The following is a 22,473-nucleotide window of genomic DNA, read 5'->3' as shown; positions in this document are numbered from 1 at the left end:
GCCGTGCCCGAGCCGATCCTGACCCGTTCCTGAACAGGCCCGTTTCCGTTCCCCGGAGGCCGTATGCCCACCGAGTTCCGCCCGCCGGCCCCGGTGCCGGCGGCCGCCGTCGCGACCGATGCCGGCCATGCGCCGACCGATCCGGTCTCCCGCGGCTGGATCACCCTGTTCGGCCTGGTGTGGTTCGGATACTGGATGGCGAGTCTCGTCCCCCTGCAACTGCTGCTGCCCCAGCAGCTGGAGATCATCGACCCGGCGTCCAAGGTCCAGAGCTTCGCCGTCGTCAACGCCCTCGCCGGACTGGTCTCACTCGTCGCCCTCCCGGTGTGCGGGGCGCTGTGCGACCGCTCCCGGAGCCGCTTCGGACGACGCAGGCTCTGGCTCGCGGTCGGTGCGCTGTCCTTCGCGGCCGGGCTGGCGATCACCGGAGAGCAGACGACGGTGACCGGCGTGACCCTCGCGTGGTCCGCGAGCATGCTCGGCCTCAGCGCCGCGACCGCCGGGCTGACCGCCATGATCGCCGACCGCGTCCCCGTCGACCAGCGCGGCGTGGTGTCCAGCACGATCTACGGCCCCCAGTCCCTCGGCGTGGTGACCGGCATCGCCCTCGTCTCCGCCTTCGCGCTGTCCCCCGCGAGCGGCTACCTCGTCGTCGCGGCGCTGCTGATCGTCTGCACCGTGCCGTTCGTCGCGCGCTTCCGTGACACCGCGTACGACTCCGAGCCCGCGCTGCGGCTGCGCACGCTGCTCACCTCCATGGGCCGCTCGCTCAGGAACCGTGACTTCGCCTGGGCGTTCGGCGGACGGCTGCTGGTCAACCTCGCGAACTCACTGGGCGTCTGTTACACCCTCTACTTCCTGACCGACGACCTGAAGGTCCCCGATCCGGCCGGCAGTCTGCTCGCCTGTACGGCCCTGTACCTGCTGGCCGGTGTGCTGGCCAGCTCCGTCGCCGGGGTGCTCTCCGACCGCCTCGGCAGACGCCGGATCTTCGTGGCGCTGGCGGCGCTGCTCCAGGCGGCTGCGGGTTTCCTGCTGGCGAGCTTTCCCGACTTCGGCGTCACGTTGGTCGCGTCAGCCGTCATGGGCGGCGGCTTCGGCGCCTACATGGCCGTCGACCAGGCCCTGATCACCCAGGTCCTGCCGGATGCCGAGAGCCGGGCCCAGGATCTCGGGATCATGAACATCGGCACGATCGTCCCGCCCGCGCTTGCCCCGCTGATCGCCAGCTTCGTCATCACCTCCGACCGCGGCTATCCGCTCCTGTTCTCCTGCGTCGGCGTGGCCGCGACCGTGGGGGTCCTGCTCGTGTACCGCGTCCGGTCCGTCAGATAGCGGCGCCGGCCCGTCCCGCACCCGACCCGGACCTACACGGACATCCCCTACAAGGTCTTCACCAGCCCGCGCCGTGTCCGGATGATCGAGATGGAGTACGCCGTCCCGCGCGCGGCCGTCCTCGACACCCTCCGTGAACTCAAGACCGTGGTCGAGCGCTCCGATCTGCGCATCGGCTTCCCGGTCGAGGTCCGCACCACCCCCGCTGACGACATCACCCTCTCCACGGCATCCGGACGCGACAGCGCCTGCATCGCCGTCCATGTGTACCGGGGCATGCCCTGACGGCGGTACTTCGCCGAAGCGGAGCGCATCTTCGTCGCGCACGATGGGGCGCCCGCACGGGGAAAGCTCCACACCCGGGACGCCGCCTGCTTCGCGACCGCCTATCCCCGGTTCGACGAGTTCAGGGCGGTGCGCGACCGGCTCGACCCCGATCGGCGCTTCACCAACGCCTATCTGCGCAGGGTACTGGGCGACTGACCCGGTCGCCGGGCGGTCAGAAGAGGCCCGCACCCCGCTCGAAGTCCAGCAGACGCTGCTTGCGGGGCAGGCCGCCGCCGTAGCCGGTGAGGCTGCCGTTCGCGCCGATCACGCGATGGCAGGGCACGATGATGCCGATCGGGTTCTTTCCGTTGGCGAGGCCGACCGCGCGGGAGGCCTGCGGATTGCCCAGGGCTTCGGCCAGTTCGCCGTACGACCGGGTCTCTCCGTAGGGGATCAGGCGCAGCTGCTCCCAGACGCCACGCTGGAACGAGGTCCCGTTCAGGCGCATTTCGAGGGTGAACTCCTTCAACTCGCCCGCGAAGTAGGCGGAGAGTTGATCCTCCGCCTCGGTGAAGAGGTCGTCGTCGCGGGCGCCGAAGGTCTCCTCCGGCGGGCGGTGGCGCTGGTCCTCCATGTAGAGGCCGCAGAGGGTGCCGTCCTCGGCGACCAGGGTGAGGCGGCCGTAGGGGCTGTCGGTCACGGTGTGGTTCTTCACGGCAACATCCTTATACGGGCAGAAAGTTGATCGGGTGGCTGTCGGTCGCCCACAGGTACTGGACGGCGTAGGCCCGCCAGGGGCGCCAGGCCGCCGCGCGTGCGGTGAGGGCGGCCGGGGTGCCGGGCAGGCCCAACTCCTGGGCGGCGCGCCGGATTCCGAGGTCGGTGGGGAGGAAGGCGTCGGGATCGCCGAGGGCGCGCATGGCGATGACGTCGACGGTCCACGGGCCGAAGCCGGGGAGGGCGAGGAGCCTGGCGCGCGCCTCCGCCCAGTCGCTCTCGACGCCCAGGTGGAGGGTGCCGTCCGCGAGTTGACCGACCAGAGTGGTGAAGGTGGTGCGGCGGGTGCGGGGCATCGCCAGGGAGTCTGGGGGCACCTCCGCGAGCGCCTCGGGGGACGGGAAGAGGTGGGTGAGGCCGCCCTCGGGGTCGTCCACCGGGGTGCCGTGAGCGGTCACCAGGCGGGCCGCGTGGGTGCGGGCGGCGGCCGTGGAGACCTGCTGGCCCAGCACGGCCCGGACGGCGAACTCCGCCTCGTCGACCGTGCGCGGCACCCGCCGCCCGGGGGCCTTGTCGACCAGCGGCGCCAGGAAGGGATCCGTGCGCAACTGGTCGTCCACGGCGACCGGGTCGGCGTCCAGGTCGAGCATCCGCCGGCAGCGGCTGATGGCGACGGGCAGGTCGCGCAGGTCGCTGAGGGTGAGCCGGCAGGCGATGTGGTCGGGCTTCGGGGCGAGGGCGGCGATGCCGTGGCCGTACGGCAGCCGCAGGGTCCGCCGGTAGGTGCCGTCCCGCCACTCCTCGACGCCGGGTACGGCGGTGGCCGCGAGGTGGCCGAAGAGGTTGTCGGGGTTGAGGGGGGCGCGGAAGGGCAGACGGAGAGTGAGTGCGCCCGGGGCGTGGTTCGCCGACCTGGGGCGGCGGTCGCGCAGTTCGCTCGGGGAGAGGGCGAAGACCTCGCGGACGGTGTCGTTGAAGGCGCGGATCGAGGAGAAGCCGGCCGCGAAGGCGATCTCCGCCATCGGCAGGGCGGTCGTCTCGATCAACAGGCGGGCGGTCTGGGCGCGTTGGGCCCGGGCGAGGGCCAGCGGGCCGGCGCCGAGTTCGGCGAGCAGCTGGCGCTCCACCTGCCGGGGGCTGTAGCCGAGGCGGGCGGCGAGGCCGGGTACGCCCTCGCGGTCCACGACCCCGTCGGCGATCAGCCGCATGGCGCGGGCGACCAGGTCGGCGCGCTGGTTCCACTCCGGGGAACCGGGGCTGGTGTCGGGACGGCAGCGCTTGCAGGCCCGGAACCCGGCCTGCTGGCAGGCGGCCGCGCTCGGGTAGAACGTCATGTTCTCGGGTTTGGGCGGTACCACCGGGCAGCTGGGCCGGCAGTAGATGCGGGTGGTCAGGACGGCCGTGAAGAACCAGCCGTCGAACCGCGCGTCCTTCGACTGCACGGCCCGTACACAGTGCTCGCGGTCGAGGTGCATCCCTTTCTGCATGGGTCCAGCATCGGCCACCGGGTGTGGCCGATGCTGGCGGAAATCCGACACGAAGGTGCCCTGACCTCCAGGGCCCCAGAGCTCTACGGCCGTCAGCCGAAGTAGTGGTCCTGGTCGAGGTCGGCCAGCAGCCCGGGCTGCTCGGGCTGCCAGTCGTACCGTTCCCGGGTGGCGGCGCTTGACGTGGGGTTGTCGTTGCCGACGAAGCGTGCCAGCCAGCCGAAGTGGTCGGTCGCCTCCTCCGGTGCGAGGGACACGACCGGCAGGTCGAGTCGGCGGCCGATGACCTGGGTGATGCCGCGGAGCGGGACGCCCTCCTCCGCGGCCGCGTGCAGCACCGCACCGGCCGGCGCCGTCTCCACGGCCTTGCGGTAGAGGCGGGCGGCGTCGAAGCGGTGCACGGCCGCCCAGCGGTTGGTGCCGTCACCGATGTAGGCGGCGACACCCCTGTCGCGGGCGATGCCGATCAGGTGTGGGACGAAGGCGTGGTCGCCGACTCCGTGCACCTGAGGGAGCCGGATCGCCGAGACCCGTACCCCCCTGTCGGCCAGGGCCAGGGCGGAGCGTTCCGCCTGGGCCCGGTGGGCACCGGGTCCCGCCCGGTCGGGCTCGTCCTCCTCGGTGCCGAGGCGGCCCGGGGCGAGGAGGCCGGTCACGGAGGTGACGACGAGGGGCCGGCCGGACCCGGCGAGCGCGTCACCGAGGGCCTGCAGCACGCCGAGTTCGGTACGGAGAGCACCCGGCATATCGGAGAAATCATGGTTGTAGCCGGTGTGCACCACCCCGTCCGTCGTATCCGCCGCGATCCGCAGCCCGTCGACGTCGTTCAGGTCGCCCCGGTGCACCTCCGCCCCCACCTCCTTCAGGATCGCCTCGGCCGCGTCCGAGCGGGCGAGGCCGAGCACCTGGTGGCCGGCGCCGAGCAGTTCGCGGACCACCGCGCTGCCGATGAAACCGGTGGCACCGGTGACGAACACACGCATGACAGATCACCTCACGGAGAGTGAATGTGCTGGGATGACTCCAGCGTGCGCCCGGCCCGGACCCCGGGTCCAAGACCTGTTCCGCACCCGGTGATGCCCGTCCGGTCATGACCGCAGCTCAGGCGGTGGGAGTAGAGTCGACGGGTGCCCGATTCCCTCGTACCGCCGGTGGACCTGGAGCTGCGCCTGGTGCGCTACTTCACCGTGGTCGCCGAGGAGCTGCACTTCGGCCGCGCGGCCGACGCACTGCATCTCGCCCAGCCGTCGCTGAGCCGTCAGATCCGGCGTCTGGAGCACCAGCTGGGCGCCCGGCTGCTCGACCGTACGCCGCGCGGGACCCGGCTCACCGAGGCCGGGACGGTCTTCCTTCCGCAGGCCAGGGAGCTGCTGCGGACGGCGGGCCGGGCCGCCGCGAGTACGCGCTCGGCGGCCGCGCAGGGCACGTTCACCGTCGGCTACACCACCAACATGATCGTCACCCCGGCCGTGCGCGAGCTGCGCCACCGCCACCCGGCGGCCGACGTCCGCACCCTGCACGTGGACTGGAACGAACCGCGGGACGCGCTGCTGGACCACCGGGTCGACGTGGTGGTGACCCGGTTCCTGTTCTCCGCCGACGACCTGGACATAACGGTCCTCTACGACGAGCCGCGCGTCCTCCTGGTACCGCTCGGCCACCGGCTGGCCGGCAAGGAGTCGGTCACCCTCGCCGACTTCGCCGACGAGCCGCTCCCCCGCTTCACCGGCGCCGACCGGATCGGGGCGAATCCCCCCGGCCACACCAACCTGGGCCCCGTGGTGGAGACGCTGGAGGACAAGCTGGAGCTGGTCGCGAGCGGTGAGGTGGTGTCCCTGGCACCGGCCGGGTTCCGCGGCAACGTGCGGCCGGACATCACCCTCGTCCCGGTCGAGGACGCCGACCCCGTCCAGGTGGTGCTGGCCGCACGCGCGGGCGACCTCCACCCGCTGGGCACGGCGTTCCGCCGCGCGGCCGAGGCTCATCTGGTGCCCGACGGCGCTGCCCGCACTCCGCGACCGGGCACGAGGACCGGGGCAGGCCGACGAGCGGATCCGGGAGAGTCACGCTGAACGTGCGGGACCCGGTGTGAGCGGAGTCCCGCACGCGGGAGGCGGCACGGGCCGCGCTGTCAGCCCAGGTCCGTGCCCGTTTCCGCCGAGTCGTCGCCACGCGCCACGCACAGCGCCCAGATGATGAATCCGGACAGCGCGATCATCACGACGGACCAGACCGGGTAGTAGGGCAGGGACAGGAAGTTGGCGATGATCACCAGCGCGGCGATGGCCACACCGGCGCCGCGTGCCCACGCGGCCGGCTGGAAGAGGCCGATGCCGACGACCACGGCGATCACGCCCAGGACCAGGTGGATCCAGCCCCAGCTGGTGAGGTCGAACTTGAACACGTAGTTGGGGGTCGTGACGAAGACGTCGTCCTGGGCGATCGCCATGATGCCCCGGAACACGGCGAGCAGTCCGGTGATCAGGAGCATGACGCCGGCGAAGGCGGTCAGTCCTCCGGCCCACGCCATCTTGGCGGTGTGCTGGTGCGGGTGGTGCGCGGGATGTGTGGCGGTCATACGGCTGCCTCGATTCGTTCTCGGAAGGGGTGCTCAGCGCCCGTGGGCGGTGGGCACCGAGCCGGAGCGCTCGGCCGGCGGGTAGTCGCTCAGGACCAGTGCCTTGGCCTTGCGGAACTCCTCGTCCGAGATGTCACCGCGGGACTTCATCTCGGAGAGCTTGGCCAGTTCGTCGACGCTGCTGCTCTGCCCGGGGCCGCCCTGCGCGGTCTGCCGGATGTACGACTCGAACGCCTTCTGCTGGTCGCGGGCCTGGGTGATCTCCCGCTGCCCCATGCCCTTGCCGCGGGCGATCACATAGACGAGGACTCCCAGGAAGGGGACCACGATGCAGAGGGCCAGCCAGCCGGCCTTGGCCCAGCCGCCCATCGAGTCGTCGCGGAAGATGTCCACGATGACCCGGAACAGCAGGACCAGCCACATGATCCACAGGAAGAGCCACAGCATCGTCCAGAAGGCGCTCAGCAGCGGATAGTCGTATGCGAGGTAGGTCTGCGCGCTCATGTACGTCCTCCGTCCACGGCGCCGGCCGGTCGGCCGCGCCCTGCGGTCCCAGCGTGCGCACGGTGAGCGCCGGGGTTCCTCACCCGGTGCGGGTGATCGTGCGCCGCTCCTCCGGCTGCACCCCTGTCACTCCGGCAGGCGCCGCATCTCCACGACCCGCAGCCCCAGCGACAGACAGCGGTTCAGCAGGCCGTACAGATGCGCTTCGTCGACCACGGGGCCGAACAGGACCGTCTCGCCGGACATCGTCACGTGTTCCATCTCCGGGAAGGCCCGGGTCAGCGTCTCCGACATGGTCCCTTCGACGCGGATCTCGTAGCGCATGAGCCGTCTCCCGCCGCGGGTCTGCTGCGGTCTGTCCAGTGATCCTGCCTCTCGCGGCCGTCCGCCGGCCTCACCCGGCGCAGGTGAACCGGGGGCTGACGCGGGCGGCGGTCACAGCAGTCCGCGCTCGCGGGCCCGGCGCACCGCGTCACCGCGCCGGCCCACGCCGAGTTTCCGGTAGATGCTCTTGAGGTGCGTCTTCACCGTGTTCACGGAGACGTACAGATCGGCGGCGATCTCCTGCGTGGACATCATCTGCGCCAGCCGGCCGAGCACCTCGCGCTCCCGGCCGCTCAGCTCCTCGACGAGCAGCGGCGGGGAGTCGGCGCCGGGGCCGTCGCCGTAGAGCCAGCCCACGGCCAGCCCGTGCAGCGGCGGGGTGTCCAGGAGGCGGCGGATCCCCGGCCCGGCGTCCAGGAACGGGCGCCGCAGCCGGTCCCGGCGTGCCTCCAGGAGGGCCCTGGCCAGCAGCTTTCGGGCGGTGCCGGTGTCCCCGGCGTCGGCCGCCGCGCAGGCCAGCACCAGGGTGGCCCGGACCGTGACCCCGGGGCCGGTCCGGCCTTCCGCGCACAGCCGGGCGGCCGTCTCGACGGCTTCCTCGCGGTGGCCGGCGGCCAGCCGTGCCCACGCGACTTCCGCAGCGCACACGGGTCCGCCGAGGCGCTCGATCCCGTCCAGCACCTCGGCGGCCCGGCCGGTCCGGCCCCCGGCGAGCAGGACGGCCGCGGTGGTCAGGGCCGCGCCGGTCTCGGCCCAGGGCGAGGCCACCTGGGTCCGTACGGCCGGGTCGGCGGCGTGCGCGGCGGCGTCCGGGTCGCCAAGGGCAAGGTGAAGCCGGCCCGTCGCCAGGGCGCGGCACGCCTCGGTCACCGGGTCGGGCACGCCGGGGCCGGGGCCGTACTCGGCGGCCTCGGCCAGCAGGGCCCGGGCCCGCCCCAGCTCGTCCCGGTCCACGGCCACGGCGGCCAGCACCAGCTGTCCGAGCCCGGCGCCGGGGAACGGGCGTCCGCCGCAGTGCCGTGTCACGTCCGTCGCGGCCAGGGCCCGGCTCTCCGCGCGGTCGGGCCAGCCGTCGAGGTAGTCGATCAGTGCCAGGTGCCCGAGACAGTCCTCCCGGGACAGCTCGGTCAGGGCGTCACCGGGAAGGTCGGCCACCTCGGTCAGGGCGGCGCGTGCCTCGTCGAAGTGCCCGGCCCACACCCGGGTCGAGCCCAGATGGGTGAGGAGCAGGGCGGTGAGCTCGGGGTGCTTGGCGAGGAGGTGGGGCGGCACCTCGCGGCGCAGGCGCGCGGCCTCGGACATCGCCTGCTCGGCGCGGTCCGGGGAACCGGTCAGCCTGGCCGCCAGGGATTCCAGGAGCACGCAGCTCAGCCGGCCGACGGCGGCGCTGGTCGCCCCGGGGGTCAGGCTCTCCTCGGCGCGGCCGAGGTGGGCCAGGCCGTGGTCGAGATCGTGCTCGGACAGCTCGCGGGCCGCACGCACCAGGTCCACGGCCGCTCCGGCGGCCTCCGGGCCCATCCCGGAGAACAGCTCGGTGAGGTCGTCGGCGCGCAGGCCGGTGAGGAGCCGGCCGATCGCCAGGTCGTCGACGAGGGCGCCTGCGGTGCACTCCCAGTCGGCCGCCGCCGCGCCGTGGGCCAGTGCCTCGGGCACGACGCCGTGGGCCCGCAGCCACCAGGCGGCGCGGCGGTGCAGTTCGGGTTCAAGGCCCGGGAAGCGCGCCCGGAGATGGACCCGCAGGATCTCCCCGAACAGCGGATGCAGCCGGTACCAGGAGTGTCCGAGGTCCTCGACGAAGGCGTTCTGCCTGCACAGCCCGGCCAGCAGCGGCCCGGCGTCCTTGCGGCCGGTCAGCGCCTCCGCCAGCTCGGGGCCGAACCGGTCCAGGACGCTGACGCGCAGCAGCAGGTCCCGCGTCGGGGACGGCTGCCGTCCGACCACCTCGGCGAGGAGGAAGTCGGCGATGGTGCTGTGGCCGGCCTCGAACTCCTTCAGGTAGGTCTCCGGATCCGTGCTCTGCTGGGCGGCCAGGGCGCTCAGACGCAGCCCGGCCGCCCAGCCGCGGGTGCGCTCCACCAGGGCGCGGGCGGCGTCGGCGGGCAGCCGCAGGCCGTGCCGGGCCAGCAGGTCGGCCGCCTCCTCGGGGGTGAAGGCCAGCTCGTCGTTCCTGATCTCGGTCATGGCCGCCGCGGCCCGGTAGCGGTGCAGGGGCAGCAGGGGTTCGGTGCGGGTGACGAGGATCAGCCGCAGTCCCCGTCCGGCGTGGTGGAGGACGAACTCCAGCTGCTCGGCCGTCTCCGGGGCGGCCAGCCGGTCGAACTCGTCGAGGACGAGGATCGCGGGCCGGTCGCGTCCGTTCAGCTCGTCGGCGAGGCGGGCCAGCAGCCTGTGGTCCACCATGCGGACGCCGCCGGGAGAGCCGCCGATCCCGGCGGGCAGCGGTGTTCCGGCGGTGTGCAGGGCGTGCAGCACATGGGCCCAGAACATGCCGGGTCCCTGGTCGCCCGCCTCGTTGGTGAGCCAGGCGACCGGTTGGCCGAGCCCGGCCGCCCAGTCGGCGACGAGGAGGGTCTTACCGGCTCCGGCGGCGCCGTTGACCATGGTCAACGGGGTGTCGAGGGCCTGGTCGAGGTGTGCGGTCAGCCTGGGTCTGCGGACGAAGGTGGCGGGTCTGGCCGGCACGGCGAACCGGGTGCGCAGAAACGGCTCCCCCAGTGGATCGGCGTACCCGACGGCCGGTCCCCGTGTGCTGTCGTCCCTCGCGGCCACAGAGATCACCTCCCGGGTCCGGTCGGCCGTGGTCGGCACTCCACACGGTCAGGATCCCAGTGTCGGCGCCGCCGCGCAGGGCGCACGGGGCCGGTGGCCCGGCTTCAGGGCAGCTGCGCCTCCGGGTCCCGGCGGGGCGGCGGGCTGCCGAGTCGGGTGGCGAGGAACGGCTCCTGGGCGAGGACCGCTCCGGTGCTGATGCTGACGGTGGCAGTCAGGCAGATCACGATCAGCCAGGACAGGAGCACGAACACCGAGCCCACGGGGCCGTACTCGGCCACCGTGCGGTCGAGCGTCCGCGGCAGGTACAGCTGGGCGGTCGCGGTCAGGGCCGTGAGGGCGGCCGCCGTGATCAGGGCGCCGGGCAGCAAGGGCCGCCAGCTGATCCGGCCGCCGAGGAGCAGGTGCTGCGTCCACCACCACAGGCCGGTCTGGCAGAGGAGGGTGACCGGGATGCCCAGCCAGAAGCCCAGGCCGAGGCCGTTGTGCAGGGTGCCCTGTACGAGCAGGGCACCGATCCACAGGGCGAGCCAGGCCACCCAGCGCCAGGGGGCGATCCCGGTGCCGCCGCGGGGGATCTCCCAGGCGCGTTTGCACAGCCGTTGCACGGCCCGGCTGACGGCGGTGGCCGAGATCAGCACCATGAGTCCGCCGACCACGCCGGTGGTCTGCCGCAGGCTCTCGTTCGGCGGCTGCATCAGCTGCTGGATCCCGGTGTCGATCGGGCCCGACAGTCCGAAGACCGAGCGCATGGAGCGGAGCAGCTGGTCGCGGACGACCGGTGGGGCGTAGGCGGCGAAGACGAAGAGCAGCGGAACGGCGGTCAGGAAGCACTGGGCGGCCAGGCGGGTGGCGGTGTCGAAGATGTTCACGGACACCATGCGGTCGGCGAGGTGCGTGACGACCGGGAAGCGGGTCTCCGCCCGTCGGTGTACGGCCTTCGCGGCGGCGACGAGCCGAGCGGTCCGCTCGCGCCACCGGGACACGACGGACCGGGACCCGCTGTGCCGCACTCGCCCGCTGGTCGGCATGGCCTGCTCCTCTCCCTGCCGTCCAGGGTGCGGGGCGGGCGGTGCGACGGCACCCCGTGCCGTGGCGTCAGGGCAACTGCCGGGCGAACGCCTCGTAGGCCCGCTCGTCGAAGAGCACGAACCGCACCTCCTCGACGGCCGTGTCCGCGTCCCGGACGGTCTCGACCGCGATCCGGGCGCCGTCGTCCATCGGCCAGCCGTAGATGCCGGTGGAGATGGCGGGGAACGCGACCGTGCGGGCGCCGAGTTCGTCGGCGCGCTTGAGGGACTCGCGGTAGCAGGAGGCCAGCAGCTCGGAGCGGTCCAGGCTCTGGGAGTGGACGGGGCCGACGGTGTGGATGACCCACCGGGCGTCGAGGTCGCCGGCCGTGGTGGCGACGGCCTGTCCGGTGGGCAGGCCCTTGCCGTAGTGGGAGGCGCGCAGCTTGCGGCAGTCCGCGAGGATGGCGGGGCCGCCGCGGCGGTGGATGGCGCCGTCGACGCCTCCGCCGCCGAGCAGGGAGGAGTTGGCCGCGTTGACGATGGCGTCGACGCTCTGCCGGGTGATGTCGCCCTGGACGAGGGTGATACGGGTCATGACTGTCGCAACCTCCTCCACACGGCCTTCGCCGCGTTGTGCCCCGACATGCCGTGCACGCCCGGTCCCGGCGGGGTGGCGGACGAGCAGATGAAGACGGCCGGGTGCGGGGTGCAGTACGGGAACAGGGACAGCTTGGGGCGCAGCATGATCTGCAGGCCGGAGACCGCGCCGGTGCCGATGTCGCCGCCGACGTAGTTGGCGTTCCGGGCGGCGAGTTCGGCGGGTCCCGCGGTGGCGCGGGCCAGCACGCGGTCGCGGAACCCCGGGGCGAAGCGCTCCAGTTGACGCTCCATCACCTCGGTGAGGTCGCCGGTCCAGCCGCTCGGCACATGGGCGTACGCCCAGAACACCTGCTTGCCCTCGGGGGCGCGGCCCGGGTCCACGACACTCGGCTGCACGGTGATCATGAACGGCCGGTCGGGGGCGCGGCCCTCGCGGGAGGCGGCGCGCAGGGCGGTGCCGATCTCCGCGCTGTCCGCGCCGATCTGCACGGTCCCGGCGCGGCGGGCCTCCGGCGCCGTCCAGGGGACCGGTCCGTCCAACGCGTAGTCGATCTTGAAGACGCCCGGGCCGTAGTGGTAGCCCTGGTAGTAGGTGCCGAAGCCGGCGATGCGGGCCAGGGCGGTGGGCGAGGTGTCGAAGATGTACGACCGCGCGGGCGGCAGGTCGTCGAGGCGCTTGACCTCGTAGTCGGTGTGGATCGCACCGCCGAGGTCCGTGAGATACCCGGCGAGGGCGTCGGAGATGGCCTGGGAGCCGCCCCGGGCCACCGGCCAGCCGCGGGCGTGCGCGGCGAGCGCGAAGACCAGGCCGACGGCACCGGTGGCGAAGCCGCTGAGCGGGGCCATGACGTGGGCGACGAGTCCGGCGAAGAGGGTTCGGGCCCGCTCGTCGCGGAAGCGGCGCAGCAGCAGGGTGGCGGGCGGCAGTCCGGCCAGGCCGAACCGGGCGAGGGTGACCGGGTCGCGCGGCAGCGCGGTCAGCGGCAGCGACATGAAGTCCCGGGCCAGGGTGTCCCACTTGGGCAGGAACGGCTCCACCAGTCTGCGGTAGGTGCCCGCGTCACGCGGTCCGAAGGAGGCCGCGGTCTCGGCGACGGAGCGGGCCAGCACCGCGGCGCTGCCGTCGGGGAACGGGTGCGCCATCGGCAGGTCCGCGTGCAGCCACTGCAGGCCGTACCGCTCCAGGGGCAGGGCACGGAACGCCGGCGAGTTGATGCCCAGCGGGTGGGCCGCGGAGCACGGGTCGTGCCGGAAGCCGGGGAGCGTGAGCTCCTCGGTGCGGGCGCCGCCGCCCACGGTGTCCTTCGCCTCGAAGAGCGCCACGGAGAAACCGCGCCGGGCCAGCTCCACGGCGGCCGTCAGGCCGTTCGGCCCCGCCCCCACCACGACCGCATCGAGCATCGACGGCACAGTCGGACCCCTTCGTCAGCCGATGGCCACTCGGCTTCAGGATATGCCGGGGGACTGACACTCCCCTCGCTCGGGTTACCAGCGCGGGTTCAGCAGCAGGTCCACGATCCGGTGGGCGGTGGCGGCGTCGCGGGCCGCGGTGAACGGCAGGGCGTTGTCGCCCGTGATCCGGAACGGCTCGCCGGCCAGTGTGAGGTGGGCGCCGCCCGCCTCCTCGACCAGCAGCAGCCCGGCCGCGTGGTCCCAGGCCGCCTCCCAGGAGAACGCGGTGGCGTCCAACTCGCCCCGGGCGACGGCGAGATACTCCAGGCCCGCCGAACCGCAGACACGCGGGGCGACGCCGTCGGTCCACAGGGCGTGCAGCGCGCGCTTCTGCGCGTCGGTCGTGTAGTCCGGGTGGGAGGTGGCTATGCGGAGGTCACGGCCCGCCTCGGGCGCACCGGCGAGCAGCCGCTCGCCGTCGAGGAAGGCACCCTTCCCCCGTACCGCGGTGGCGAGTTGCTCACGGGCCGGGGCGAAGGTCCAGGAGGCGAGCAGGACGCCCCGGTGGGCGAGCGCCACCAGGGTGCAGAAGCCGTCCTCGCCGCGCACGAACTGGCGGGTGCCGTCGACCGGGTCGACGATCCACACCGGCGCGTCGCCCTGGAGCGCGTCGTACGTCTCCGGGTCGGCGTGCACGGCCTCCTCGCCGACCACGACGGAGCCGGGCAGCAGGGCGCCGAGCGCCGCGGTGAGATACCGCTCGGCGAGCCGGTCGGCGTCCGTCACCAGGTCGTGCGGGCCGCTCTTCTGGTCGACCTCGTGGTCGGCGAGCCGGCGCCAGCGGGGCAGGATCTCGGTCCGGGCGGCCTTGCGGATGGCGTCCTCGACGTCACCGGCGTGCTGGAGGAGAAACTCGTCGATGGTCTCCGTTGCTTCGATCATGCCTCCATGAGAGCACGCGGCACTGACAATCCCCGCCGGTTGGGTGCACGGAACATGGAATGCGGACGAACAGCCGGTGCCGGCGATCAGCGGGCCGTCGACGGACGAACGAGGCGGTGCACCCCGACCCGGAGATGCGGGCCGGCGCTGCGGCGTCAGCGTCCCACCGCGTAGCCCTGCATCCCGCGCGGGTTGGCCGCCGCCGACAGCACCCCTGTCCCCGGGTCCCGCGCCACCGCGCACAGCCGCCCCTCCGACCAGCCCGGCCCGACCGTCACGTCGTGGCCGCGCCGGCGCAGCTCCGCCACGGTCTCCGGGTCCGTGCGCGACTCGACGGTCAGGCTGCCGGGGCGGCGGCCGCGCGGGAAGAAGGAGCTGGGGAAGCTGTCGTTGTGCCAGTTCGGGGCGTCGATCGCGCCCTGGAGGTCGAGGCCGCCGCGGACCTCGCCGCGCAGCGCGACGGCGAGGAAGAAGTGCAGCTGCCACTGGTCCTGCTGGTCGCCGCCGGGCGTGCCGAAGGCCAGCACCGGGACGCCGTCGCGCAGGGCGATCGACGGGGTGAGGGTGGTGCGGGGGCGCCGCCCGGGCGTGAGGGAGTTGGGCAGGCCCTCCTCCAGCCAGGCCATCTGGAGCCGGGTGCCCAGCGGGAAGCCCAGCTCGGGGACGACGGGGTTGGACTGGAGCCAGCCGCCGCTCGGTGTGGCCGCGACCATGTTGCCCCAGCGGTCGACGACGTCCAGGTGGCAGGTGTCGCCCCGGGTGGTGCCGTCGGCGGCGACCTGTGCGACGGTCGGCTCACGGGCGCCCAGCGGGTCGAAGGCGCTGCTCCTCCCGGCCTCCACACGCGCGTACCCGGGCAGCCGGGGCAGGCGCCCGCCGGGGCTGCCCGGCCGCAGTTCGTCGGAGGCCTTGGCGCCGATCAGGTCCCGCCGCCCGGCGTTGTACGCGTCGGAGAGCAGCTCGGGCAGCGGCACCTCGGCCGCGTCCCCGTACCAGGCCTCGCGGTCGGCCATGGCGAGCTTGCAGCCCTCGACCAGGAGGTGGACGTAGTCGGCCGACCCGTAGGCGGGCAGTTCGGGCGGCAGCAGGGCGAGCTGCTGGAGAAGGGCCGGGCCCTGGCTCCAGGGGCCCGCCTTGCACACGGTCCAGCCGTTCCAGTCGTACGACACCGGGCTCTCGTAGCTCGCGGACCAGCCGGCCAGGTCGGCCGCGGTGAGGGTGCCGGTGTGCCGTGCGCCGCTGGTGTCCATGGTGGGGCGGGCGGCCTGCCGTACCAGCGCCTCGGCGACGAAGCCGGTGCGCCACACCTCGCGGGCCGCGTCGATGCGGGACTCCCGGTCCCCGGCACCCGCGGTCTCGGCGAGCAGCCGTTGCCAGGTGGCGGCGAGGGCGGGGTTGCGGAAGAGCTCGCCGGTGCGGGGCGCCCGGCCGCCGGGCAGGTAGAGCTCGGCCGAGGACGTCCACTCGGTCTCGAACAGCTTGCGGACGCTCTCCACCGTCGCGCCCATGTTCTCCACGGGCGGGTGCCCGTGCTCGGCGTATCCGATGGCGTACCGCAGGACCTCGTCCAGCGGCTTGCTGCCGTGGTCGCGCAGCAGGAGCAGCCAGGCGTCGAAGGCGCCGGGGACGGCCGCGGCCAGCGGGCCGGTGCCGGGGACGAGGTCCAGGCCGAGTCCGCGGTAGTGGGCGACGGTGGCGCCGGCCAGGGCCACGCCCTGTCCGCACAGCACCCGCACCTCGCCGCCGGCCGGGGCGAGCAGGATCGGCACCTCGCCGGCCGGCCCGTTGAGGTGCGGCTCGACCACGTGCAGGACGAAGGCGCCGGCGACCGCCGCGTCGTACGCGTTACCGCCGTCCTCCAGGACGGCCATCGCCGACTGGGAGGCCAGCCAGTGCGTGGACGACACCATGCCGAAGGTGCCCTGGAGGGTGGGACGGGTGGTGAACTGCATCTGTCACCTCGCTGTGCGCACGGCCGGGCCAGGTGTCTGGCGGTTACATGCTTTCACGGCCGTGGAGAGGCGAACCCCCCTCCTGGGGGCTCGCCTCTCCCTCGTCCCTACTTGTCCGAGTCGGGCTTGTTGGTCGCCGCCGCGTACGCCTGGGCCGGTGTCATCGCGACCCCGTTGAGGCTGACCGTCTTGTACTGGCTGACCTTGGCGCAGGTCTTGGAGTCGCTGGCGGTCGAGGCGTTGGCGTTGGCGACGGCCGCCTTGGTGTCGCCGGCGCTCGCCGGGTAGGAGGTGCCGGTCGACCAGTCGCTGCCGATCACCAGGGTGACGCCGGTGCCGCTGCCCGACTTGAGGTGCGAGCTGGGCAGGTCGAGGGCCTTGGCGACGGTCTGCGCCTCGGCCTTGTCGCCGCTGCCGTAGGTCAGGGTGGTGGTGGTCGCGGAGTTCGGGGCGTTGGCCGTGCTCGTGCCGGTGCTGAAGCCCTGCGAGATCAGGGAGTTGGCGATGGCGGAGGCGCGGCCCGTGATGTCGGTGCCGTTCTCGACCGTCACGGCGATCTGGGACGCGGGGACGGTCGCGGTGGCCGTCGGCTTCGCGCTCGCGGTCGCCGAGGCCGCCGACGACTTCTTGCCCGAACTGGTGGTCAGCGACTGGTCGTTGGCCATGGTGGCGAACAGGTCCTTGGCACCCTCGCCGACCACCACGCGGTTGCTGTTGTTCGGGTCGGGCGCCGTCTGCATGGTGGTGAACGTCATCCGCTTGGTGGGGACCTTGTTCACGTCGGCCGCGAGCGAGATCAGCTTCTTGACGCTGCCGAGGCCGTCGTCCACGGTGAGCGCCTTGGTTGCCGCGTCCGCGAGGCTGTATACGGCGGTGGGGTCGGTGAGGGTGCCCGCGCTCTTGAACTTGCGGATCATCGCGCTGAGGAAGATGTGCTGGGAGACGGTACGGCCTAGGTCGCTGCCGTCGCCGAAGCCGTGCCGGGAGCGGACGAACTCCAGCGCGGCCTCGCCCTTGAGGGTGTGGGTGCCCTTGGACAGCTTCAGGTGCGAGTAGGTGTCGTACACGTTGGAGTTGACGCACACGGAGACACCGCCGACCGCGTCGGACATCTTGACCACGCCGGAGAAGTCCAGCTTGACGAAGTGGTCGATGGTGATGCCGGTGAGCTGGTGGATGGTGTCGACCTGGCAGGCCGGGCCGTACTGGAGGGCGCTGTTGACCTGGCCGTAGTAGCCCGGCGTGGAGGTGTTGTTCTCGGTGTCCTTGCAGGCCGGGACGTCGACCATGGTGTCACGCGGGATGCTCATGACCGTGGCGTTGGAACGGTCGGCGGATATGTGGACGACCATCTCCACGTCCGCGTTGCCGTTGCCGCTCTGTACGCCGGTCTCCTTGCAACCGCCGCCGAGCTTGCAGTCGGTCGTGCTGGTACGGGCGTCCGAGCCGATCACCAGGATGTTGATCGGGGTCCGGCCGAAGGCGTCGGCCTTCTCGGTACCGCCCTTGCCGTCGAGGGAGACGCTGTTGATGTTGCCGTTGAGGTGCTGGTAGAACCACCAGCCGGCGCCGGCCGTGACCAGGACCAGGACGGCCGTGACCAGGCCGAGGATCTTCAGGACCCGCTTGCCGCGGCCCGCCGGTCTGGCCCGCCGGGAGCCCCTGCTACCGCGGGTCTTGGCCGCCTGCCGGGCAGCGGCCCGGCCGCCGGTCGGCCGCGTCCCGTCGGGCAGGGACCCACGCTGTCCGGGCACCCGGTCGGTGCGGTTGCGTGTGGCCTGGCCTCCCGGGCCGTCCCACGGGTCGGTCATCTTCCACTCCCATGAACGGTCGGGTCCGTCTGCGGGTACGGTCGGGCGTACGCGGCGGGTTACGGGCCGCCGCGGGGTGGGCCCACTTGGGTTGCGTGATTGCGCAATCTAACAAACCCACAGCCCCGACAGCACAGACCCCACCCGAATTCACAGGTGAGGGATCTCATGAAACCTCCGGGACACACGGACCGTCGGCCCTCGCCCACCGCTCCGTGTCCGCGAGGTCAGACGCCGGCCTCGTACAACCGCCGCACCGGCGCCGGGGCCTGGCGGGAGCGGGCGGTCAGCTGTCCGACGGTCACCCGCACCACGGTCACGATGTCCGGATCGTCCACGTAGTAGACCTGCCGCCGCCCCTCCCGCCGGGACCGCACCAGACCGGCCAGCTTGAGCTTGGCCAGGTGCTGGCTGACCGCCGGCAGGGCGCCGCCGACCCGGTCGGCGAGGCGTGTCACGTCGCTCTCGCCCTGGGACAGCGCCCACATGATGTGCAGCCGGGCCGGTGAGGCGAGCAGCCCGAACACCGCGGCCGCCTCCGTCAGCACCCCGTCGGAGGGATCCGTGAAGCCCCCGATGTCCTCCCCCACAGCCCGCTCCCTCCCATCACAGCCTCCGCACAGACGCCCACTCAGTGTAGGCGTGCGGTCACCGCTCCCGACACGGCCTCCCCGCAATGTCCGCCACGTGTTCCCCGCATTGTCATGAGCGGGTGACAGATCATCGACGGCTCGACGTCAGGCATGGCCGGCGGCCACCGCCGTTCATAAGCTTGCGCAACAACGCAACTCAGCGGAGCAGCACCCGTAACGCGGCAGACGCGGCATTCGTACTGGAGGACAACGAACGTGGGCATCATCGGCTGGATCGTCCTGGGTCTCCTCGCCGGAGCCATCGCCAAGGTCCTGCTGCCCGGCCGCGACCCGGGCGGCCTGATCGGCACCACCCTCATCGGTGTCGCGGGCGCCTTCGTGGGCGGCTGGCTCTCCGCACGCTTCCTCGACCGCCCGGTCGAGAACCACTTCTTCGACCTCTACACCTGGGGCGCGGCGATCGCCGGCTCCCTGGTCCTGCTGATCGGCTACCGGATCCTGTTCGGCAACTCGCGGCGTGCCTGAGACACCGGACCGGCATGACGGTGACTCCGGTCACCCTCGGAGGCCGGCCGCAGTCACGACATTCCGGATGTACAGGGACCGTGGACGCGCGACATTCCGGATGTAGGGGGACGGCCCGCGGCCGCCCGTCAACAGGGCGCCGCGCCCGGCCCACAGGCAAGGCACGGATTCCACTTCCGCCCCACAGGGACTCGTGTGAAACTGGCGTCCCGTCCGCAGTGCGGACCCCTCCGCACACCGTCCCCCAGCGAGAAGTGCGACTTGCGTTCTCTTCCACTGCCGCTCGCCCTCACCGCGCGCCTGACGCCGGTCGCCGTGCTCGCCTGTGCGGGCTGGGTGATGGCGTCGGGCCCGGACACGACGACGTCCACCAGTGCCTCCGGTGACACCTCGGCCCAGCAGTCGGCCGGCCAGTCGGGGAGCGACGCCCCGTCGACGTCCTCGGCGTCGACGGCGGCCACCAAGACGTACTCCGCCGCCCCCGCCCCCTGCGGGAGCATCCCCGTGGCCACCATCAAGTCGCTGGTGCCCGGCGCCAAGACGGCCGGCAAGGAGATCCCCTCCACCGACACCAAGCTGCGCCGCACCTGCTCCTGGAACGCGCTCAAGGGGTACGACTACCGCTGGCTCGACGTCTCCTTCGAGATCATGGACACGAACGCGGCGGCCGCGAAGGAGTACAAGGACCGGGTCGCCGAGAAGAGCGGCGGCGGGGCGGTGCCGGGGCTCGGCGACAGCGGCTACTCGGTCGTGAACCTCACCACCGAGGACAAGCAGCAGACCCGCGAGGGCGTGGTGATGGCCCAGGTCTCCAACGCGCTGGTGGTCGTCACCTACAACGGCAGCGACTTCGAGTCCAAGAAGGCGCCCAGCACCGACGTGATCAACAAGGGTGCCATCCAGGCGGCGAAGAGCGCGGTGACCGCGCTGAAGGGCAGCCAGTAGCCGGACCGGCCGCCCTTCGTGCGCACGCTTCCTGCTCACGCCTCCTTGGGCCGCACCAGCAGGGTCAGCCCCAGGTACAGCACCAGGGACGTACCGAGGCCCACCGCCCAGCCGTAGTCGGCGAGCGAGGACAGGGCCGGAATGGGACGGCCGTCGATCAGCGGTTTGAAGCTGGCGCCGCCGACCGCGAGGATGCCGCCGGACAGGAAGGCGACGACCGCCCGCCAGTTCCAGCCGCCGTCGTACCAGTAACGGCCGCCCGTGCGGTACAGGTCGGTGAGGTCGAGGCGGGTGCGGCGCAGGATCCAGTAGTCGGCGATGAGGATGCCGGCGACCGTGCCGAGCAGACCGCCGACCAGGCCGAGCCAGGTGAAGATGTATCCCTGCGGGTCGGAGTACAGCTTCCACGGGAAGATCAGCACGCCGAGGACACAGGTGGCCAGGGCGCCGGTGCGGAAACTGATCTTCCGGGGCGCGATGTTGGAGAAGTCGAAGGCGGGCGAGACCAGGTTGGCCGCGATGTTCACGGAGAGCGTCGCGACGAGGACGGTGACCAGGGCGTAGAGCAGGCCGACCACGTTGTCCGTCTTCGCGGCCAGCTGTACCGGGTCCCAGATCGGCTGCCCGTACACGGCCTGCGAGCCGGAGGTCACCAGGACGGAGAGGAAGGCGAAGAGCGTCATGGTGGTGGGCAGGCCGAGGGCCTGGCCCCAGGTCTGTGCCTTCTGGCTCTTCCCGTACCGGGTGAAGTCGGGGATGTTCAGCGACAGCGTCGACCAGAAGCCGATCATGCCCATCAGGGACGGCCAGAAGATCTTCCAGAAGCCGCCGCCCCAGCCGAGCTTGGAGGGCTGGTCGAAGAGCGGGCCGAGGCCGCCGGCCTTGTTGCTCATCCAGATCAGCATCACCACGGCGCCGACGATCACGAAGGGCGCGGCCCAGTTCTCGAAGCGGCGGATGGTGTCCATGCCCCGGTAGATGATCGCGACCTGGAGCACCCAGAAGAGCAGGAACGACAGCCACATGGTCCAGGCGTAGCCGCCGATGTGCGAGGCGTTGGCCCAGCTGTCGCCGATCAGCTTGCCGGCGAGGAAGTAGATGGCCTCGCCGCCGATCCAGGTCTGGATGCCGAACCAGCCGCAGGCCACCAACGCCCTCACGACGGCCGGGAGGTTGGCGCCGCGCACGCCGAAGGAGGCGCGGGCGAAGACCGGGAAGGGGATGCCGTACTTCGGTCCGGCGTGCCCGGTGAGCAGCATCGGGACGAGGACGATCAGGTTGGCGAGGGCGATGGTGAACACGGCCTGTTTCCAGTCCATGCCGACCGCGATGAGCCCGGAGGCCAGGGTCCAGGACGCCGTGTTGTGGGCCATGCCGACCCAGAGCGCGGTGAAGTTGTAGGTGGTCCAGGTGCGCTTTTCGACGGGGACCGGCAGCAGGTCCTCGTTGGCGTACGGACCGCTCGGCGGCGGGGAGCCCGGGGTGAGCTCGACGCGCCCGTCGGGGAGGGAGACTTGACCGGACAAGGGTATGGCCGAGGGAGCGGTGTCGGTCATGGGCAGGCCAATCGTGGTGAGGTGGGACGGGAAAGGCCGTGCGGGCGGGGCGGGGGGGTACGCGGGTGGGGCGGCGCCCTGACCCCCTTCCCGGGACGGCGGGAAGGGGGAGACCAACTGCCAGGAGCGGGCTAGCCGTTGACGGCCGGGATGACCTTCGTCCCGTACGCGTCGATGGTGGCCTCCTGGGCGTCGTGCATGTCGTAGACGGCGAACTGGTCGACGCCCAGCTCACGCAGGGCGTTCAGCTTCTCGATGTGCTTGTCCGCCGAGCCGATGACGCAGAAGCGGTCGACGATCTCGTCGGGTACGAACTCGGTGTCGGGGTTGTCCGCGCGACCGTGATGCGAATAGTCGTACCCCTGGCGGGCCTTGATGTAGTCGGTGAGTTCGTCGGGTACGGCGGCGGAGTGCTCGCCGTACTTGGCGACCAGGTCGGCGACGTGGTTGCCGACCATGCCGCCGAACCAGCGGCACTGGTCGCGGGCGTGGGCGAGGGCCTCGGGCGAGTCGTCCTCGGTGACATAGGCCGGGGCGGCGACGCAGATGGTCACCTCGGACGGGTCGCGTCCGGCGGCCACGGCCGCGTCCTTCACCGCCTTGACCATGTACTCGGTGAGGTAGAGGTCGGAGAGCTGGAGGATGAAGCCGTCGGCCTCCTCACCGGTCATCTTCAGGGCCTTCGGGCCGTACGCGGCCATCCAGACGGGGAGTTCGGCGCCCGGCTTGATCCACGGGAACCTGATCACCGTGCCGTCGCCGAGGTCGGCCTCGCCGCCGCTGCCGAGGGCGCGGATCACCTTCATGGCCTCGCTGATCCGGGCGAGGGTGTTGGGCTTGCGGCCGGCCACCCGCATCGCGGAGTCGCCGCGGCCGATGCCGCAGACCGTGCGGTTGCCGAACATGTCGTTGAGGGTGGCGAAGGTGGAGGCGGTGACCTCCCAGGTGCGGGTGCCCGGGTTGGTGACCATCGGTCCGACCGTCAACTTGCTGGTGTTCGCGAGGATCTGACTGTAGATCACGAACGGTTCCTGCCAGAGCACGGCGGAGTCGAAGGTCCAGCCGTAGCGGAAGCCGTTGCGTTCGGCCCGTTTCATCAGGCTGATGACCCGGGAGGCCGGCGGGTCGGTCTGCAGGACGAGTCCGAAGTCCATGGGCGCGTC

The 22,473-nt window shown here is 72.2% G+C and carries 20 protein-coding genes and 1 pseudogene; 5 read left to right on the top strand and 16 right to left on the bottom strand.

Features of this window, described 5'->3' with window-relative positions; genetic code table 11:
- The first annotated feature begins 63 nt into the window (after window positions 1-63).
- Both ACFWPS_RS01455 and ACFWPS_RS01450 read left to right on the top strand, forming a co-directional pair.
- Entirely contained in the window at window positions 64-1,335 is a 1,272-nt protein-coding gene (locus ACFWPS_RS01455; protein WP_383699601.1) for an MFS transporter, read from the top strand.
- Between the two features lie 27 nt (window positions 1,336-1,362).
- A pseudogene (locus ACFWPS_RS01450) lies at window positions 1,363-1,818 on the top strand (D-arabinono-1,4-lactone oxidase); the annotation flags it as partial.
- A gap of 16 nt (window positions 1,819-1,834) precedes the next feature.
- Here the strand turns inward: ACFWPS_RS01450 and ACFWPS_RS01445 are convergent.
- The 3 genes from ACFWPS_RS01445 to ACFWPS_RS01435 form a co-directional block, all read right to left on the bottom strand.
- Complete coding sequence (locus tag ACFWPS_RS01445) at window positions 1,835-2,317, bottom strand: methylated-DNA--[protein]-cysteine S-methyltransferase (protein ID WP_383699599.1); 483 nt, start codon at window positions 2,315-2,317, stop codon at window positions 1,835-1,837.
- Window positions 2,318-2,327: 10 nt separating this feature from the next.
- On the bottom strand, window positions 2,328-3,794 hold the full coding sequence (locus tag ACFWPS_RS01440) for an AlkA N-terminal domain-containing protein (protein ID WP_383699801.1): 1,467 nt from the start codon (window positions 3,792-3,794) through the stop codon (window positions 2,328-2,330).
- Window positions 3,795-3,898: 104 nt separating this feature from the next.
- Complete coding sequence (locus ACFWPS_RS01435; protein WP_383699597.1) at window positions 3,899-4,789, bottom strand: SDR family oxidoreductase; 891 nt, start codon at window positions 4,787-4,789, stop codon at window positions 3,899-3,901.
- A 144-nt stretch (window positions 4,790-4,933) separates the two neighbouring features.
- Between ACFWPS_RS01435 and ACFWPS_RS01430 the strand changes: the two genes are divergently transcribed.
- Entirely contained in the window at window positions 4,934-5,878 is a 945-nt protein-coding gene (locus ACFWPS_RS01430; RefSeq protein ID WP_383699595.1) for a LysR family transcriptional regulator, read from the top strand.
- 59 nt (window positions 5,879-5,937) lie between these two features.
- Here the strand turns inward: ACFWPS_RS01430 and ACFWPS_RS01425 are convergent, their stop codons facing one another.
- The 11 genes from ACFWPS_RS01425 to ACFWPS_RS01375 all read right to left on the bottom strand — a co-directional run bounded on the left by ACFWPS_RS01425 (window position 5,938) and on the right by ACFWPS_RS01375 (window position 18,281).
- A complete protein-coding gene (locus tag ACFWPS_RS01425; protein ID WP_383699593.1) occupies window positions 5,938-6,384 on the bottom strand; it encodes a hypothetical protein in 447 nt (148 codons plus the stop codon).
- A 33-nt stretch (window positions 6,385-6,417) separates the two neighbouring features.
- A complete protein-coding gene (locus tag ACFWPS_RS01420; RefSeq protein WP_383699591.1) occupies window positions 6,418-6,888 on the bottom strand; it encodes an SHOCT domain-containing protein in 471 nt (156 codons plus the stop codon).
- Window positions 6,889-7,014: 126 nt separating this feature from the next.
- Window positions 7,015-7,212 carry a hypothetical protein gene (locus tag ACFWPS_RS01415; protein WP_089107713.1) on the bottom strand — a complete coding sequence of 66 codons (198 nt, stop codon included), beginning with the start codon at window positions 7,210-7,212 and terminating at the stop codon, window positions 7,015-7,017.
- Window positions 7,213-7,323: 111 nt separating this feature from the next.
- A complete protein-coding gene (locus tag ACFWPS_RS01410) occupies window positions 7,324-9,990 on the bottom strand; it encodes a LuxR C-terminal-related transcriptional regulator (RefSeq protein ID WP_383699589.1) in 2,667 nt (888 codons plus the stop codon).
- A gap of 95 nt (window positions 9,991-10,085) precedes the next feature.
- The gene (locus ACFWPS_RS01405) at window positions 10,086-11,012 is read right to left on the bottom strand and encodes a YhjD/YihY/BrkB family envelope integrity protein (protein WP_383699587.1); all 927 of its coding nucleotides are present in this window, start codon (window positions 11,010-11,012) and stop codon (window positions 10,086-10,088) included.
- Between the two features lie 67 nt (window positions 11,013-11,079).
- Window positions 11,080-11,589 carry an O-acetyl-ADP-ribose deacetylase gene (locus ACFWPS_RS01400; protein WP_383699585.1) on the bottom strand — a complete coding sequence of 170 codons (510 nt, stop codon included), beginning with the start codon at window positions 11,587-11,589 and terminating at the stop codon, window positions 11,080-11,082.
- A complete protein-coding gene (locus ACFWPS_RS01395; RefSeq protein ID WP_383699583.1) occupies window positions 11,586-12,995 on the bottom strand; it encodes a phytoene desaturase family protein in 1,410 nt (469 codons plus the stop codon). The genes ACFWPS_RS01400 and ACFWPS_RS01395 overlap by 4 nt, the downstream gene beginning before the upstream one ends.
- 84 nt (window positions 12,996-13,079) lie before the next feature.
- Window positions 13,080-13,928 carry an inositol monophosphatase family protein gene (locus ACFWPS_RS01390; RefSeq protein ID WP_383699581.1) on the bottom strand — a complete coding sequence of 283 codons (849 nt, stop codon included), beginning with the start codon at window positions 13,926-13,928 and terminating at the stop codon, window positions 13,080-13,082.
- 155 nt (window positions 13,929-14,083) lie between these two features.
- On the bottom strand, window positions 14,084-15,880 hold the full coding sequence (locus ACFWPS_RS01385) for a gamma-glutamyltransferase family protein (RefSeq protein WP_383699579.1): 1,797 nt from the start codon (window positions 15,878-15,880) through the stop codon (window positions 14,084-14,086).
- Window positions 15,881-15,987: 107 nt separating this feature from the next.
- Window positions 15,988-17,691: an LCP family protein gene (locus ACFWPS_RS01380; protein ID WP_383699577.1), complete on the bottom strand. Its 1,704-nt coding sequence runs from the start codon at window positions 17,689-17,691 to the stop codon at window positions 15,988-15,990.
- Between the two features lie 227 nt (window positions 17,692-17,918).
- Entirely contained in the window at window positions 17,919-18,281 is a 363-nt protein-coding gene (locus tag ACFWPS_RS01375) for an ArsR/SmtB family transcription factor (protein ID WP_383699575.1), read from the bottom strand.
- Between the two features lie 258 nt (window positions 18,282-18,539).
- Between ACFWPS_RS01375 and ACFWPS_RS01370 the strand changes: the two genes are divergently transcribed.
- A complete protein-coding gene (locus ACFWPS_RS01370) occupies window positions 18,540-18,809 on the top strand; it encodes a GlsB/YeaQ/YmgE family stress response membrane protein (protein WP_383699573.1) in 270 nt (89 codons plus the stop codon).
- Window positions 18,810-19,070: 261 nt separating this feature from the next.
- Complete coding sequence (locus tag ACFWPS_RS01365) at window positions 19,071-19,754, top strand: hypothetical protein (protein WP_383699571.1); 684 nt, start codon at window positions 19,071-19,073, stop codon at window positions 19,752-19,754.
- Between the two features lie 35 nt (window positions 19,755-19,789).
- Here ACFWPS_RS01365 and ACFWPS_RS01360 read toward each other — a convergent pair whose 3' ends face one another.
- Window positions 19,790-21,310, bottom strand: a complete 1,521-nt coding sequence (locus tag ACFWPS_RS01360) for an NCS1 family nucleobase:cation symporter-1 (RefSeq protein WP_383699569.1) — start codon at window positions 21,308-21,310, stop codon at window positions 19,790-19,792.
- Window positions 21,311-21,441: 131 nt separating this feature from the next.
- On the bottom strand, window positions 21,442-22,464 hold the full coding sequence (locus ACFWPS_RS01355) for a TIGR03842 family LLM class F420-dependent oxidoreductase (RefSeq protein WP_383699567.1): 1,023 nt from the start codon (window positions 22,462-22,464) through the stop codon (window positions 21,442-21,444).
- Window positions 22,465-22,473 lie beyond the last annotated feature (9 nt).

The sequence above is a fragment of the Streptomyces sp. NPDC058457 genome (genome assembly GCF_042720695.1).
Lineage (GTDB): Bacteria > Actinomycetota > Actinomycetes > Streptomycetales > Streptomycetaceae > Streptomyces.
Note: the sequence above shows the minus strand (reverse complement) of the source record. Positions and strands in the feature narration are given on the sequence as shown.